The organism is Streptomyces griseus subsp. griseus, assembly GCF_003610995.1.
Classification (GTDB): Bacteria; Actinomycetota; Actinomycetes; order Streptomycetales; family Streptomycetaceae; genus Streptomyces.
Genome location: NZ_CP032543.1, coordinates 3,413,895 through 3,429,607, shown reverse-complemented (window position 1 = coordinate 3,429,607; position 15,713 = coordinate 3,413,895). Strand labels below are relative to the sequence as shown.

Sequence of the window (15,713 nt, the reverse complement as noted above, 5' to 3'; positions counted from 1 at the left end):
CGACAGACGTTGTGAAACCAGGGCGACGAGGGGGGTGCCGATGACGCACACGCATACAGACACACACGCGACGGACACCCATGCGGCCGGCACCCACGGGCCGGATCGCGCGACGGACGGCCCCGCGCCGGGCACCCGTGCGGTAGACGCCCAGGCACCGGGCAGCCGTGCGGCGGGCACTCCCGCAGCAGACACCCGTGCGGCCGTCGACGTGACCACCACGGGCCTGCCCGCCTGGCTGGACCCCGTGGCCCAGGCCGCCCGCAGCGTCCGCCCGCAGCAGCTCAGCCGCTTCCTGCCGCCCGAGAGCGGGGCGGGCAGACAGTCCGCCGTCCTGATCCTCTTCGGCGAAGGGGCGCGCGGCCCCGAGCTGCTGCTGATGGAGCGCGCCGGCACCCTGCGCTCGCACCCCGGCCAGCCGTCCTTCCCCGGGGGCTCCCTCGACCCCGACGACGGCGACCAGGCCACCACCGGGCCGTTGCGGGCCGCGCTGCGCGAAGCCGAGGAGGAGACCGGTCTCGACCCCCGGGGCGTCCAGCTCTTCGGCGTGCTGCCCCGGCTCTACATCCCCGTCAGCAGCTTCGTCGTGACGCCCGTCCTCGGCTGGTGGCGGGCCCCCAGCCCGGTCGGGGTGGTCGATCCGGGCGAGACGGCCCGGGTCTTCACCGTTCCCGTAGCGGATCTCACGGACCCGGCCAACCGCGCCACGGCCGTCCACCCGAGCGGCCACAGCGGCCCGGCATTCCTGGTCGAATCGGCCCTGGTCTGGGGGTTCACGGCCGGTGTGATCGACCGGATCCTGCACTACGCGGGCTGGGAACGCCCGTGGGACCGGGCCAGACAGGTGCCGCTCGACTGGCGCACATGACACGCTGGCTGTCCTGCTGCGCTGTACCGGGCCGGGCCCGGACCCCGTCACCCCCGACGGGCCAGGTGACGAAACTGCGAGGCTATTGACGGTGAACGTGCTGGACATCCTGCTGCTGCTCGCCGCCGTATGGTTCGCGGTCATCGGCTATCGACAGGGTTTCGTCGTCGGCATCCTGTCGGTGACCGGCTTCCTCGGAGGCGGTCTGATCGCCGTCTACCTGCTGCCGATCATCTGGGACCGGGTGACCGAGGGTGCGGAGGTCTCCACCGCGACCGCCATCGGCGCGGTGGTCATCGTGATCATCTGCGCCTCGATCGGCCAGGCCTTCACCACCCACCTCGGCAACAAGCTCCGCAGGTACATCACGTGGTCGCCCGCCCGCGCGCTGGACGCCACCGGCGGCGCCCTCGTCAACGTGGTGGCCATGCTGCTGGTCGCCTGGCTGATCGCCCTGCCGCTGGCCCGCACCTCGCTGCCGACCCTCGGCAAGGAGGTCCGCAACTCCTCGGTCCTCCTCGGGATCTCCCGGGTGATGCCCCAACAGGCCCCGCCGTGGTTCCGGGACTTCTCCTCCGTCCTCGCGCAGAACGGCTTCCCGCAGGTCTTCAGCCCCTTCGCCAACGAGCCGATCACCGAGGTCAAGCCCCCGGACCCGGCGCTGGTGGGCAGCCCGGTCGCCGCCCGCGCCAAGAAGTCCATCGTCAAGGTCGTCGGTACGGCCCCGAGCTGCGGCAAGGTTCTCGAAGGCACCGGCTTCGTCTTCTCCGACCGCCGGGTGATGACCAACGCCCATGTCGTCGGCGGCGTCGACGAGCCGACCGTCCAGATCGGCGGCGAAGGACGGCTGTACGACGCGAAGGTGGTCCTCTACGACTGGCAGCGCGACATCGCGGTCCTGGACGTCCCCGACCTCAGGGCCAAGCCCCTGGAGTTCACCGGCACGGACGACGACGCGCGGAGCGGCGACAGCGCGATCGTCGCGGGCTTCCCGGAGAACGGCGCCTACGACGTACGCTCCGCCCGCGTCCGCGCCCGTATCGACGCCAACGGCCCCGACATCTACCAGCGGGGCACCGTCCTGCGCGACGTCTACTCCCTCTACGCGACCGTGCGCCAGGGCAACTCGGGCGGCCCGCTGCTCACTCCGGACGGAAAGGTGTACGGAGTGGTGTTCGCCAAGTCGCTCGACGACCCGGACACCGGCTACGCGCTGACGGCCGATGAGATCCGCGAGGACATCGAGATCGGCCGCACGGCCAACCAGCAGGTCGACAGCCAGGGTTGCGCGCTCTGAGGCGGGCAGAGCCCTGAGTCAGATGGCCCCGAAGCGGCTGGAGCCCTGAAAACCCCCGCCGGTCAGCACCTGTGCGGATCGGCGGGGGGGGAGGGGTTGTCAGGAGAGATCAGCTACGGGGATGGCGCAGCCGCGCCGAGACCCAGCGGGCCCGGCGGCGGAGGATGCGCGAGATCCCGAGCCGGTGATGATGAAGGTCCTGCACATCGTGCACCCGGCCCAGGGGGCCGCCCCCCTCATGAGTGCTCGCACCTGCTGTCGCGGTGGAGCGGCGGTTGCGTGCTTCGTCAGTGAAGTCGTGCGTCCAGCCCATACCCCGACCTCTGCCCGTGACCCAAGGTCGGTAATCGTGCGCGAGTCAGCCAATTGGCTTATGCGGCAGGCAAGTGGCTGTTCATCGGACAGGTGTGCCCCGGGCGGGTGCGCGGCTACCGGTCGGGCTCAGGATCCTTGAGCCAGTTGATGAGTTCGGTGGAGAAGGCGATCGGGTCCTCCTCGTGGGGGAAGTGGCCGACACCGTCGAAAAGTCGCCACCGGTAGGGCGCCTCGACATACTGGCCGGACCCCGCCGAACTCCGGGTGCGGACCGCCGGATCGAGTGATCCGTGCAGGTGCAGGGTGGGCACGCGCACGGGCCGCTTCATCCGCCGGTTGAACTGGACCCCGTCCGGACGCGCCATCGACCGGACCATCCAGCGGTACGGCTCGATGGAACAGTGCGCCGTGGAGGGGATGCTCATGGCCTGCCGGTAGACGGCCAGGGTCTCCTCGTCGGGGAAGTCCGGCGTGCGCGGCCCGGCCCACTCCTGGACCAGCCGGCCCACCAGGGCGGCGTCGTCCGCGACGAGCTGACGCTCCGGCAGCCAGGGGCGCTGGAAGCCCCAGATGTACGACCCCGCCCGCGACTGCGCGAAGTCGGACAGCATCGAGGAGCGCCAGCGGCGCGGGTGCGGCATGGACGAGACGGCGAGCCTGCGCACCAGCTTGGGCCGCATCACGGCGGCCGTCCAGGCGAGATAGCCGCCCAGGTCGTGGCCGACCAGTGCCGCGTCCGGCTCACCGAGGGAGCGGATCACCCCGGTGACGTCGAGGGCGAGGTTGGCGGGGTCGTAACCGCGCGGCGTACGGTCGCTGCCGCCCACCCCGCGCAGGTCCATCGCGACGGCCCGGAAGCCCGCCTCGGCGAGCGCGGGCAGCTGGTGGCGCCAGGTCCACCAGAACTGCGGGAACCCGTGCAGCAGCAGGACCAGCGGCCCCTCGCCCATCTCGGCGATGTGGAAGCGCGCCCCGTTGGCCGCCACGTCGCGGTGGGTCCAGGGGCCGTCGAGTCGTACGGGGCCTCCGGAGCCGGCCGGGCTCGTCGATGGGCCCGCCGGGCCGGCCGAACCCGGGGGGTTCGCCGACCCCGCCGGGCCGAGTGCGCTGGAATCGGGAACCGTCATGTGGACGAGCGTGCCACAGCGGCGGCCTTGTCCTTACCGGGGAGGCTCTCGACGCCCGTACCCGCCGCGAGGCTGGAGCCGGAGCGCTTGAGGATCGCGTCGGCCTCGATCGCCGGGCGCGGGTGCGGCTTCGCCTTCTGCAGGACGGCGGCGGTCTGCTTGGCGGAGGCGATCGACTTCTCCGGCGGCTTGACCTTCTTGAACTTCAGCCAGCCGACCAGCCCGAGCAGTGCCGCCAGAAGGACGAATCCACCGGCGACGATCAGGAACGACCAGGCCAGGCCGAGGCCCAGATTGTGGATGCCGTACGCGGCGGCGAAGCTCAGCATCGGCATCGTGAACAGGAGCAGCACGCCCGCCACGATGAACGCGACACTGCCGATCACCCCGCGCTTGACGTCCTGGCGCACCTCCGCCTTCGCCAGGGCGATCTCGTCGTGCACCAGCGCGGACATCTCGGCCGTGGCCGAGGCGACCAGCTGCCCGATGCTGCGGTCCGCGCTGCCCACGTAGTTGCCGGGGTCGCTCATCCCTGACTCCCTCTCCGTCTTCGACACACCTGATGTCAGATCATGCCGGACTGTCCGGCTCGTTGCGCGTTGCCCCCGCCTGTTCGGCGCGACGGCGGTGTTCGGCCGCCTTCTCCTCGTGGATCGCGGCCATCCGCAGGTGGTACCCCGGATCGTCCTGTTCATAGACGTCGGGCACCCCGGATGCGTCCTCGTCCCGCTCCTCGGCCTCGTACAGCGCGCGGTGTCTGCGCACCCGGAGCCTGAGCAGTACACCGGAGAGTACGGCGGCGATCAGCGATCCGAGCAGTACGGCGGCCTTGATCTCGTTGACCGTGTCCGCGTCGCCGGTGAAGGAGAGCTCGCCGATGAGCAGCGAGACGGTGAACCCGATCCCGGCCAGCGAGGCGACCGCGAAGACATCCGCCCAGGCCAGGTCCTTGTTCAGCTCCGCCTGGGTGAAGCGGGCGGCGAGGTAGGTGCCGCCGAAGATGCCCACGGTCTTGCCGACGACGAGCCCGAGGACCACGCCGAGCGTCTCGGGCCGGGTGAAGACGCCCGCCAGCGCCTCGCCGTCGAGGGAGACCCCGGCGGCGAAGAGCGCGAACAGCGGAACGGCGACGCCCGCGGAGAGCGGGCGGACCAGGTGTTCGATGTGCTCGCCGGGGGAGTGCGCCTCGCCCTCGCGTCGGGTGCAGCGCAGCATCAGCCCCATGGCGACACCGGCGATGGTCGCGTGGACGCCGCTGTTGTACATCAGGCCCCAGATGACCAGGGCGAGCGGTACGTAGACGTACCAGCCCCGGACGCCGAAGCGCAGGAGCAGATGGAAGAGCGCCAGGCCCAGGACGGCCCCGCCGAGCGCCAGGAAGTCGAGGTCGTCGGTGAAGAACACCGCGATGATCAGGATGGCGAAGAGGTCGTCGACGACGGCGAGCGTGAGCAGGAAGGCCCGCAGGGCGGCGGGCAGCGAGGTGCCGATCACCGCGAGGACGGCGAGCGCGAAGGCGATGTCGGTGGCCGTGGGCACGGCCCAGCCGGCCAGGGAACCGCCGCCCACGACGTTGGTGACCGTGTAGACCAGCGCGGGCACCGCCATGCCGCACAGGGCCGCCACGATCGGGAGGGCGGCCGCCCGGGGATCGCGGAGCTGGCCCGCGACCAGTTCCCGCTTGAGCTCGGCGCCCACGACGAAGAAGAAGACCGCGAGGAGCCCGTCCGCCGCCCAGTGCGCCACGGAGAGGTCCAGGCCGAGCGAGGCGGGTCCGAAGTGGAAGCCGCTGACGTCCGCGTACGAGCCGCCGAAGGTGTTCGCCCAGATCAGGGCGGTGACGGCGGCGGCCAGCAGGATCAGGCCGCCGACGGTCTCGGTGCGGAGCGCGTCGGCCAGATAGGCGCGCTCGGGGAGGGGCAGCCTGCCGAGCAGGGTGCGGCGGGGCGGGGCAGGGGTGGGCGGTGCCACGAGGGGAACCTCCTGGTGGGGAACGGCATGATGCCATGGCTGATGATCGTGCCGACCAGACTTCCCGGCGCCCCTGTGAAGATTTTCCGCCACGACGGCGGTGTCGTGCCGCTACGACATCGCGGGCGGCACGTCCTTCACTGTACGGGAGCAGCGATGGGCATCCGGCGCGGTGCCGGATGCCCATCGGAGCCGTACAAGAAGATCTTTCTCAGATTTTCAGAAGGCTGCTCAGTCCTCGGAGGACGAGGACGGCAGCTGGGTGGTGATCAGGTCCATCACCGAGGAGTCGGTGAGCGTGGTGACGTCACCCAGCTCGCGGTTCTCGGCGACATCGCGCAGCAGGCGGCGCATGATCTTGCCCGACCGGGTCTTGGGGAGCTCGGCGACCGGCAGGACGCGCTTGGGCTTGGCGATCGGGCCGAGTGTCGTGCCGACGTGGTTGCGCAGCTCCGCGACCAGCTCGTCGGAGGTGGTCGCCGTGCCCCGCAGGATCACGAACGCGACGATGGCCTGGCCGGTCGTCTCGTCGTTCGCCCCGACCACGGCCGCCTCGGCGACCGACGGGTGGGAGACGAGGGCGGACTCGACCTCGGTGGTCGAGATGTTGTGGCCCGACACGAGCATGACGTCGTCGACCCGGCCGAGCAGCCAGACGTCGCCGTCCTCGTCCTTCTTGGCGCCGTCGCCCGCGAAGTACTTGCCCTCGAAGCGCGACCAGTAGGTGTCGAGGAACCGCTGGTCGTCGCCCCAGATGGTACGGAGCATGGAGGGCCACGGCTCAGTGAGGACCAGGTATCCGCCCCCGCCGTTCGGCACCTCGTTCGCCTCGTCGTCGACGACGGTGGCGGCGATGCCCGGCAGAGCGCGCTGGGCCGATCCCGGCTTGGTCTCGGTGACGCCCGGCAGCGGCGAGATCATCATCGCGCCGGTCTCGGTCTGCCACCAGGTGTCCACGATCGGGCACTTGTCGGCGCCGATGTTCTTCCGGTACCACATCCACGCCTCGGGGTTGATCGGCTCACCGACCGAACCGAGGACCCGGAGGCTGCTCAGGTCGAACTTGGCGGGGATGTCGTCACCCCACTTCATGAACGTACGGATCGCGGTCGGCGCGGTGTAGAGGATCGTGACGCCGTACTTCTGCACGATCTCCCAGAAACGGCCCTGGTGCGGGGTGTCGGGCGTGCCCTCGTACATGACCTGGGTGGCGCCGTTGGCCAGCGGCCCGTAGACGATGTACGAGTGGCCGGTCACCCAGCCGACGTCGGCGGTGCACCAGTAGACGTCGGTCTCCGGCTTGAGGTCGAAGACCGCGTGGTGCGTGTACGCCGCCTGGGTGAGGTAGCCGCCCGAGGTGTGCAGGATGCCCTTCGGCTTACCCGTGGTGCCCGAGGTGTAGAGGATGAAGAGCGGCTGCTCCGCCTCGAAGGCCTCGGGGGTGTGCTCGGCGGACTGACGGGCGGTGATCTCGTGCCACCAGACGTCGCGGCCCTCGGTCCACGCGGTGTCCTGACCGGTGCGGCGGACCACGAGGACGTGCTCGACGCTGTCGATACGGGAGACGGCGTCGTCGACCGCGGGCTTGAGCGCGGAGGGCTTACCCCGGCGGTAGCCGCCGTCGGCGGTGATGACGACCTTGGCGTCCGCGTCCTGGATACGGGTGGCGATGGCGTCGGCGGAGAAGCCGCCGAAGACCACCGAGTGCGTGGCGCCGATGCGGGCGCAGGCCAGCATCGCGACGGCGGCCTCGGGGATCATCGGCAGGTAGACGGCGACCCGGTCGCCCTTGCTCACGCCCAGCTCGGTCAGCGCGTTGGCGGCGCGGGAGACCTCTTCCTTCAGCTCCGCGTAGGTGATGGCGCGGCTGTCGCCGGGCTCGCCCTCGAAGTGGATGGCGACCCGGTCGCCGTTGCCCGCCTCGACGTGCCGGTCGACGCAGTTGTACGCGACGTTCAGCTTGCCGTCCGCGAACCACTTCGCGAAGGGCGGGTTGCTCCAGTCGAGGGTCTCGGTCGGCTCGGTGTCCCACGTCAGGCGGCGGGCCTGCTCGGCCCAGAAGCCCAGCCGGTCCGCTTCGGCCTGCTCGTACGCCTCTGCGGTGACGTTGGCGTTGGCGGCCAGCTCGGCAGGCGGAGCGAACTTCCGCTCTTCCCGAAGCAGGTTGGCCAGGCTCTCGTTGCTCACGACTTCTCCCAGTCCCAGGGTGTCCGTTGTGTCCCGGGGCATAGCTCATCAGGCGCGAGGCCGGGTGACAAGTGTCTGCCGGGAATTGGTTTAGACCTGTGTCTTCGTGTATGGAAGCATGATCCCGCTCCGCTGGTCAGGACAGCTTTACGACGCGTCTTCACGACGTATGGCGCAAAGTCGCCCTGCCGGTTCTGGCGCTCTGTGCCGCTTTCCTGCCGTACGGCGTGGAGTGGGGTCATCAGGTCTCACGGACCCGGGGGCTGTCCGGTTCAGCTGCCCCGGTGCGGCTGCCGTTGTCCCGCTGCTCCTGTCTCAGACGCCGGTGCGCTCCCGTTCTCCTGTGCCGACCCGGTCGAAGACCTCCTCGGGACCCGTCCCGGAGCTGGACTCCTCGGTGAGCAGATACGCCTGCGCCTCGCCGACGTGGAAGTACATGCCGTGCAGCTGGAGCGTCCCCTCGTCGAGCCGCCGGGCCACCGCCTCGTGCGCCCGCAGGTGCTCCAACTGCTGCACCACATTGGTGAGACAGAGTTGCTCCACCTCGTCGGCGGGCAGCCGGCCCGAGATCCGTGCCCAGGAGTGGCGGCGCGATGCCATCCGCTCCAGGCTCGGCAGGCCGTGGCGCAGCCAGCGCCACAAGGGGGTCCGCGGCTTCTGGGGACCGGCCTCCGGCTCGCCCTTGAGCAGCGCCTGCATGGCACCGCAGCCGGAGTGCCCGCAGACGGTGATGGACTCGACGCGCAGCACCTCCACCGCGTACTCGATCGCCGCGGCCACCGAGTCGTCGCCGCTCCCGCCCGACACGGTGGCGGGCGGGGGCACCAGGTTGCCGACGTTGCGCACGGTGAAGAGGTCGCCCGGCCCGCTGGAGGTGATCATGCTGGTGACCAGGCGGGAGTCGGCGCAGGTGATGAAGAGCTGGGACGGGGCCTGGCCCTCGGAGGCGAGCCGGGCCAGCTCGTCGCGGACCAGGGGCGCGGTGTTCCGCTGGAACGAACTCAGGCCGCTCAGCAGCCGATGGGCGCCGCCCTTCCGGCCGGCGCCTGGGGCGGGGGAGGCGCCGGGATCGCCCCTGGTGAGCGGGTCGGTGGTGGCACCGGCCTTGTCCGCGGGGCGGTCGTGGCAGTGGTGGTTGCGCCACGGGGTCCAGGGGCGGCAGCAGGAGTGGGCCGCGGCGGCGGGCTCGGCGATGCGGCTGCCGGACCGGCCGGTGAAGACGATCCGGCCGCCCATGGCGAGCTGGGTGCCGCGCCAGGACCGGATCGCCTCATAGGCGGCATGGTCCATGAAGAAGCCGTCCACCTCGACGGTCGCGTCGACACCCGGCGGCAGCTGCCCCAGGGTCCGGGTGAGCCGGGGGACGGCCAGGAAGGTCAACTGGCCGTGGACGGTGATCACATGGCGCCCGTCCTGCTCGGTCACGGTGATCTTCGTGCGGCCCAGCCGGTGCAGCGAGACGATCACGGCCACGGCCACCCCGAACGCGACGCCGGCCAGCGCGCCGAAGGCGACGACACCGGCGACCGTGGCCGCGTAGACAGGGAACTCACGGTGCTTATGGACGTTACGGATGTGCGCGAAGCTCACCATCTGGATCCCGACCACCATCACCAGGGCGGCGAGCGCGGCCAGCGGGATCCACTCGAAGACCGTGACCGGGAGAGCCGCCGCGATGAGCACCCACACGCCGTGCAGCACGGTGGAGGCGCGACCGGTCGCCCCGGCCCGCACATTGGCCGACCCCCGCACCACGCCCCCGGCCACCGGGAGCCCGCCCAGCAGCCCGGTCACCGCGTTGGCGACGCCCTGACCGCGCAACTCACGGTCCAGGTCGGACCGCTGGGGCCGGACTGTGGCGAGGGAGTCGGGCGCTGCGGGTGCGGCGGGGGAGGGCGTGTCGGGCGCGGGCTTGGGCTTGCGGGACGCGCTCGCAGGGTGGGGCTCGTCGCCCATGGGTGCGGACCCGTTCACGGGCGAGGGGAGGGGCTCCGGGGCTCCGGCGCGGTCGGCGGCCAGCCTGTCCACAGCCACCGCGGCGAGCAGCGATTCCAGGCCGGCCACCAGCATCACGGTGAACACCGCGGTGGCCAGGGCGAGAACGGGCCCGTGGGGCAGCTCCGGCAGAGCGTGCGACCGCCAGGACGGCAGGTCGACCCGGGCGAGCCCCGGCGTCGCCACGGCCGCCACCGCGGTCGCGATCACCACCGAGGCGAGCGCGGCCGGGGCCCTCCCCACCGTCCGGCCGACCCGACCCGGCAGCCGGGGCCACAGCAGCAGCACGGCGATGGTCAGCACCCCGATCAGCGGGGCTGCGGCACCGACCCCGGCCAACTGACGCGGCAGAGCAAGGGCGTTGGCGACGGCGGAGCTCTGGGGCGACCCGCCCAGCATGATGTGGAGCTGGGCGAGCGCGATGGCCACACCGATGCCGGCGAGCGTCCCGTGCACGATCGCCGGGCTGATGGCGAGCGCGTTGCGCGCGGCTCTCACGGTGCCGAGGAGGATCTGGAGCAGTCCGGCGCCGACGGTGATGGCGCAGGTGGTGCGCCATCCGTAGACCTGGATCAGCTCGGCGGTGACGACGGTCAGCCCGGCGGAAGGGCCGCTGACCTGGAGAGGTGTCCCGCCGAACAGCCCGGCGACGATGCCGCCGACGGCCGCGGCCACCAATCCGGCCTCCAGCGGGGCGCCCACGGCGAGGGCCAGGCCCAGCGACATCGGGACGGCGATCAGGAAGACGGTGATCGAGGCCGACACATCCGCGCCCGCGATCCGCAGGCGGCGGCCACCCGTCGGCGGCGGGCCGTGAGGACTCTTCGCCCCCGGTGCGCGGCGGGCGCGCGGAGGGTGGCGCGTGGGGTCATGACGAGTGGGGGCGCAGGTGGACATGTTCCCGTCTCCTCCGGAGGCAGCGCGGTCGCGAGGACGTAAGGGACGCGGCCGTGAGTCACGGCATGCAGCGGCGGGATTTCTCAACTCTCGGTAAATGAACGGTAATGGAGAGTAAAGTTCAGCGCCTCGCATTCCGGTCATTTGGGTCAGTGCATCACTCATTCAAGTGAATAGGCAGCTTTTCATTCGGTATGTCGCCCTCCTTCCTGCAGGGCTGCGTGCGAGTTTGGCCGCGCCGTGTCGGCACTCAACGCAAAAAACCTGCAAGGAAGAGGGTGGGCGGATGATGGCCGCCACGAAGAGGATCGCCCTGGGCGTCATGACCACGGCGCTGGTCGCCGTACTCGCGGGCTGTTCGGGATCCGGGGGTTCCGCGCCCGGCGGGGTCGGTGCTGGCGCGGAGAAGGGGGCTCACGGCGCGAAGGAGAACGCCCCGGAGGCCGCCCCGAAGAACGCCGTCAAGCTCATCGGGGACGGCTCCACCGCCTTCACCGGCGCCCAGCCGAAGATGCCTGCCGTGCAGCGCCTGGCGCCGGGTCAGAAGCCCCCGCAGTTCGTGGTGTTCTCCTGGGACGGGGCCGGAGAAGACAGCCAGAAGCTCTTCTCGCACTTCCGCGGCGTCGCCAAGAAGTACAACGCCAAGATGACGTACTTCCTCAGCGGTGTGTATCTCCTGCCTGAGGAGAAACGATCCCTCTACGCTCCGCCGCAGCACTCGGCGGGCCGCTCCGACATCGGCTTCAACGATGCCGAGGGCATTCGCAACACCCTCGCCGAGGTGCGCGCCGCCTGGAAGGACGGCAATGAGATCGGCACCCACTTCAACGGTCACTTCTGCGGCCCGGACGGCGGTGTGGGCACCTGGTCCGTCGAGGAGTGGGCGAGCGAGATCAGCCAGGCGAAGGCTTTCGTCAAGAACTGGAAGACCAACGCTCCGGAGTTGAAGGGTGAGGCCCCGCTCCCCTTCGACTACGACCAGGAGCTGGTCGGCGCCCGCACTCCCTGCCTGGAAGGGCAGAAGAACATGGTCGCCGCGGCCCGGAACATGGGCTTCCGCTACGACTCCAGCGGCGTCGGCAACCAGGTCTGGCCCAAGAAGAAGGACGGCGTCTGGGACATCCCGCTCCAGCTCGTCCCGATGCCCGGCCGCGCTTTCGAGACCCTCTCCATGGACTACAACTTCATGGTCAACCAGTCCGGTACGAAGACCCAGGGCGACCCCTCCCAGCACACCTACTGGGGCAACCAGATGCGTGACGGCCTGCTTCAGGCCTTCGACCGCTCGTACAACGGCAACCGGGCACCGCTGATCATCGGCAACCACTTCGAGTCCTGGAACGGCGGCACCTACATGCGCGCCGTCGAGGAGACCATCGCGAAGGTGTGCACCAAGCAAGAGGTCCGCTGCGTGTCCTTCCGGCAGCTCGCGGACTGGCTGGACGCGCAGGACCCGCAGGCGCTGGCCAAGCTCACCACCCTCGGCGTCGGCGAGGCGCCCAAGGAGGGGTGGAAGACCTACCTCGGCGCCCAGGCCGCCGCGGCCCCCAAGGGCGAGAAGGGCAAGGCGGCCGGTCCGGAGGCCGGAGAGCCGGCAGCCCGGAACGCGGGCTAGCCGCAGCCCCCTCCCGTGACCCCGGTTGTACGTCTGTACGTCTGTACGTCGCCGGGGTGACGGGAGGTGCGGTGCGGCCTGACGGGGCGGCGGCGCGGGGTGGGGCGGCTCGCAGGTCAGGCGGGTGCCGGGACGGTCGCTTCCGCGAGCCGCTCGCCGAGCACGAAGGACGGGTCCACCTGGGCGGCCAGGTCGGCGCCCGTCTTCTCGTTGCCCCAGCTCTCCGCGTTCTTCAGGTGGAAGTGCACCATCTGCCGGGTGTAGCGCTCCCAGTCGCGCAGCTCGTACGAGTCCTCGGCGGCGTCCTGGAGGGACTGCAGGGCCATCCGGTTGTCCGCCTCCAGCAGCTCGAACCGGGACGGCCTCCCCTTCTCCATGGACCGCACCCAGTCGGAGTGGCCCACCCCGATCAGCAGGTCGTCGCCGACCTCCGCACGCAGGAAGTCCAGGTCGTCCGGGCCCTGCACCTTGTTACCGACGACCTTCAGCGCGACGCCGAAGTCCCGTGCGTACTCCTTGTACTGGCGGTACACCGACACTCCCTTCCGCGTCGGCTCCGCGACCAGGAACGTCATGTCGAAGCGCGTGAACATTCCCGAGGCGAACGAGTCCGACCCTGCCGTCATGTCCACCACGACGTACTCCTCCGGGCCGTCGATCAGATGGTTGAGGCAGAGCTCCACGGCCCCGACCTTGGAGTGGTAGCAGGCCACCCCGAGGTCGGACTCCGTGAACGGTCCGGTCGCCATCAGCCGGATGTCCCCGTCGTCCAGCCGGACCGTACGGGCGCAGGCGTCGAAGATCGGGTTGTCCTCGCGGACCCGCAGCAGCCGTGAGCCCTCGCCCGGCGGAGTCGTCTTGATCATCGTCTCGGCGGAGGCGATACGGGGGTTGGTACCGCGCAGATGGTCCTTGATGAGGGGCAGGTGCGCCCCCATGGCGGGCAGCGCGGCTGCCTCCGCCTCGTCGAGGCCGAGGGCGGCCCCGAGGTGCTGGTTGATGTCGGCGTCGATGGCGATGACGTGGGCTTCGTTGGCGGCGAGGTGGCGGATGAAGAGCGAGGACAGCGTGGTCTTTCCGCTGCCGCCCTTCCCGACGAAAGCGATCTTCATGTTCACCTAGGGTAGCGGGTCGATCGCGCTGCGCTGTCGAAGTTCGTGAAGATGGCCACTTGGGGGCGGTCCGGGTGTAGGGGGCGCGTAGCCTCGCTACTTATGAGTACGACTGCCTCAGACCCGCTCGCCACGCTCGGTTCCCTGCCCGGGGTGCCCGATGCCGTGGACTCCGTACGCAAGGCCGTCGACCGCGTCTACGGTCACCGCGTCATGCGCCGCCGCAGCAACGAGATCACGGCCGAGGCCGCACTGCGGGGCTCCCGGGGGTCGGCGGCGCTCGCCGGTGCCGTCTGGAACCTGGAGGAGGTGCGCCGGCGCACCGACTTCAGTGGCGAGGACGAGGCGCGGGTGGTCGGAGCCGCGCTGAGGCTCACTGCGGAGGCCGGGCAACTACTCTCCATCTGGCGGCAGTCGCCGCTTCGGGTGCTGGCGCGGCTGCATCTGGTGGCGGCCGGCGGGGCAGCGCCCGACGATGCGGTCGGGCGCCCGCGGCTGGCCGGGGAACCCGTCGACGAACCGCTGATCGAAGCGCGGCTCCCCGACGCCGACGAGGTGGCCGGGCGGCTCGAAGGGCTGTCGCAGCTGATCATCGCGGGTACCGCCGCCCCCGCCCTGGTGACGGCCGCAGTGGTGCACGGCGAGCTGCTGGCGCTGCGCCCCTTCGGCTCGCACAACGGCCTGGTGGCGCGGACCGCCGAGCGCATCGTGCTGATCGGCAGCGGACTGGACCCGAAGTCCGTCTGCCCTGCCGAGGTGGGGCATGCGGAACAGGGGGGGCGGCATACGTCGCGGCCTTCGAGGGGTACACGTCGGGGACCCCGGAGGGCGTGGCCGCATGGATCGCGCACTGCGGTCGGTCGGTGGGGCTCGGAGTGCGCGAGTCGACGGCGGTCTGCGAGGCCCTGCAGCGCGGCGCGGCTTAGGAGTCGGCGCTCCGGCGTGGGTCGCGGTGGTCCGGGTGGGTGACGGCAGGCGGGGTCGGTGACGCCGGGGCCGTCCCCGGTGGGTGACGGGTCCGGGGGAAAGGTTGCGGCGGTACCGGAATGCGGTACCGCCGCTGGCACGTCCGCCCAGTTACCAAGCGTCCTCGTAAATTGCCCATCAGGTCGGGTGCTTTGCCCGTCACCTGGTGCGGCTGGCCCGTAATCGACGGGTCGACGTCGCGTGGGTGCTCGGCTTTCGTGCGCGGTCCGTGGGGCCTTCACTGCGTTACAGGTCATCCTCACGGATGTCCTTGGTCTCGCGGGCCGTTGACTCCTTTGTACTCCGGGAACAGGGGAAGGGGAAGCCCTGGCTCCACTTCTTTACTTTTAGGTTCAATCATGGGCGAATCGGGCGGTGGTGCCCATGGGTCGGGCGCTCCGCGTCGGTCGTCCTCTGCCCGCTGGTGGCCGGCTGCCCGTCGGCTCAGCTGGGCAGTGCCGCCGCCCCGGCGGCACGCCGACGGCTGGCGTACCAGACGAGTCCCGCGGTGACGGCCGCGGCTCCGACCGCGGCGGCGGCCACGAGTGCCGGGCGAGGCGGCATCGAGAAGGCAGGCAGCCGCTGCTTCAGCCGGACCGGACGGTTGAAGACGAGAATCGGCCACTCGCGAAGGGTGGCTTCGCGGCGCAGCGCGCGATCGGGGTTGACCGCGTGCGGGTGGCCGACCGCTTCCAGCATCGGTACGTCGGTCGCCGAGTCGCTGTAGGCGTAGCAGCGCGAAAGGTCGTACCCCTCCGAGACGGCGAGCGCCCGCACTGCCTCCGCCTTGGTCGGCCCGTAGGCGTAGTACTCGATCTCTCCCGTGAAGCAGCCGTCGTCGCCGACGACCATGCGCGTGGCGACGACACGGTCGGCGCCCAGCAGCTCGCCGATCGGTTCGACGACCTCCGCACCGGAGGTCGAGACGATGACCACGTCGCGGCCGGCCGTGTGATGTTCCTCGATGAGGGTGGCCGCCTCGTCGTAGATGATCGGGTCGATCAGGTCGTGCAGGGTCTCGGCGACGATCTCCTTGACCTGCTGGACGTTCCATCCCTTGCAGAGGGCGGAGAGGTAGGCACGCATCTTCTCCATCTGCTCGTGATCGGCGCCCCCGGCCAGGAACACGAACTGCGTGTACGCGGTCCGCAGTACGGCGCGGCGGTTGATCAGTCCGCCTTGGTAGAAGGACTTGCTGAAGGTCAGCGTCGATGACTTCGCAATGACCGTCTTGTCCAGGTCAAAGAAGGCTGCTGTGCGCGGCGAGAAGCAGTTTTCCACAACGCTGAGCATAGGGGGCCGCCATTCGGCGTAAAGTCCGGCGCGTGGGTTTGCCTGAGAAGGCCCTCGGGTACACCATGGA

11 protein-coding genes and 1 pseudogene are annotated in these 15,713 nt (G+C 70.5%); 4 read left to right on the top strand and 8 right to left on the bottom strand.

The window, feature by feature from the left end; genetic code table 11:
* The first annotated feature begins 40 nt into the window (after window positions 1-40).
* Both D6270_RS15200 and D6270_RS15195 read left to right on the top strand, forming a co-directional pair.
* Window positions 41-868 (top strand): NUDIX hydrolase, encoded by an 828-nt coding sequence (locus tag D6270_RS15200; RefSeq protein WP_109164907.1) that lies wholly within the window; start codon window positions 41-43, stop codon window positions 866-868.
* A 91-nt stretch (window positions 869-959) separates the two neighbouring features.
* On the top strand, window positions 960-2,165 hold the full coding sequence (locus D6270_RS15195) for a MarP family serine protease (RefSeq protein ID WP_109167429.1): 1,206 nt from the start codon (window positions 960-962) through the stop codon (window positions 2,163-2,165).
* A 109-nt stretch (window positions 2,166-2,274) separates the two neighbouring features.
* On the opposite strand, the gene D6270_RS15190 is transcribed toward D6270_RS15195, so the two are convergent.
* The 6 genes from D6270_RS15190 to D6270_RS15165 form a co-directional block, all read right to left on the bottom strand.
* Window positions 2,275-2,478, bottom strand: a complete 204-nt coding sequence (locus D6270_RS15190) for a hypothetical protein (protein ID WP_109164908.1) — start codon at window positions 2,476-2,478, stop codon at window positions 2,275-2,277.
* Between the two features lie 115 nt (window positions 2,479-2,593).
* Window positions 2,594-3,607 (bottom strand): alpha/beta fold hydrolase, encoded by a 1,014-nt coding sequence (locus D6270_RS15185; RefSeq protein WP_109164909.1) that lies wholly within the window; start codon window positions 3,605-3,607, stop codon window positions 2,594-2,596.
* Window positions 3,604-4,137, bottom strand: a complete 534-nt coding sequence (locus tag D6270_RS15180) for a phage holin family protein (protein WP_109164910.1) — start codon at window positions 4,135-4,137, stop codon at window positions 3,604-3,606. The genes D6270_RS15185 and D6270_RS15180 overlap by 4 nt, the downstream gene beginning before the upstream one ends.
* 40 nt (window positions 4,138-4,177) lie before the next feature.
* Window positions 4,178-5,578: a Na+/H+ antiporter NhaA gene (nhaA, locus tag D6270_RS15175; protein WP_109164911.1), complete on the bottom strand. Its 1,401-nt coding sequence runs from the start codon at window positions 5,576-5,578 to the stop codon at window positions 4,178-4,180.
* A gap of 231 nt (window positions 5,579-5,809) precedes the next feature.
* Window positions 5,810-7,807 (bottom strand): acetate--CoA ligase, encoded by a 1,998-nt coding sequence (gene acs / locus D6270_RS15170; RefSeq protein ID WP_109164912.1) that lies wholly within the window; start codon window positions 7,805-7,807, stop codon window positions 5,810-5,812.
* A 273-nt stretch (window positions 7,808-8,080) separates the two neighbouring features.
* The gene (locus D6270_RS15165; RefSeq protein WP_109164913.1) at window positions 8,081-10,657 is read right to left on the bottom strand and encodes a SulP family inorganic anion transporter; all 2,577 of its coding nucleotides are present in this window, start codon (window positions 10,655-10,657) and stop codon (window positions 8,081-8,083) included.
* A gap of 286 nt (window positions 10,658-10,943) precedes the next feature.
* Here D6270_RS15165 and D6270_RS15160 point away from each other — a divergent pair, with 286 nt between their 5' ends.
* Entirely contained in the window at window positions 10,944-12,272 is a 1,329-nt protein-coding gene (locus D6270_RS15160) for a polysaccharide deacetylase family protein (protein ID WP_109164914.1), read from the top strand.
* A gap of 116 nt (window positions 12,273-12,388) precedes the next feature.
* Here D6270_RS15160 and D6270_RS15155 read toward each other — a convergent pair whose 3' ends face one another.
* A complete protein-coding gene (locus D6270_RS15155; protein ID WP_109164915.1) occupies window positions 12,389-13,384 on the bottom strand; it encodes an ATP-binding protein in 996 nt (331 codons plus the stop codon).
* Window positions 13,385-13,486: 102 nt separating this feature from the next.
* Between D6270_RS15155 and D6270_RS15150 the strand changes: the two are divergent.
* Window positions 13,487-14,310: pseudogene (locus D6270_RS15150) on the top strand (oxidoreductase).
* Between the two features lie 484 nt (window positions 14,311-14,794).
* Here D6270_RS15150 and D6270_RS15145 read toward each other — a convergent pair.
* Entirely contained in the window at window positions 14,795-15,643 is an 849-nt protein-coding gene (locus D6270_RS15145; RefSeq protein ID WP_109164917.1) for an HAD family hydrolase, read from the bottom strand.
* Window positions 15,644-15,713: the final 70 nt, after the last annotated feature.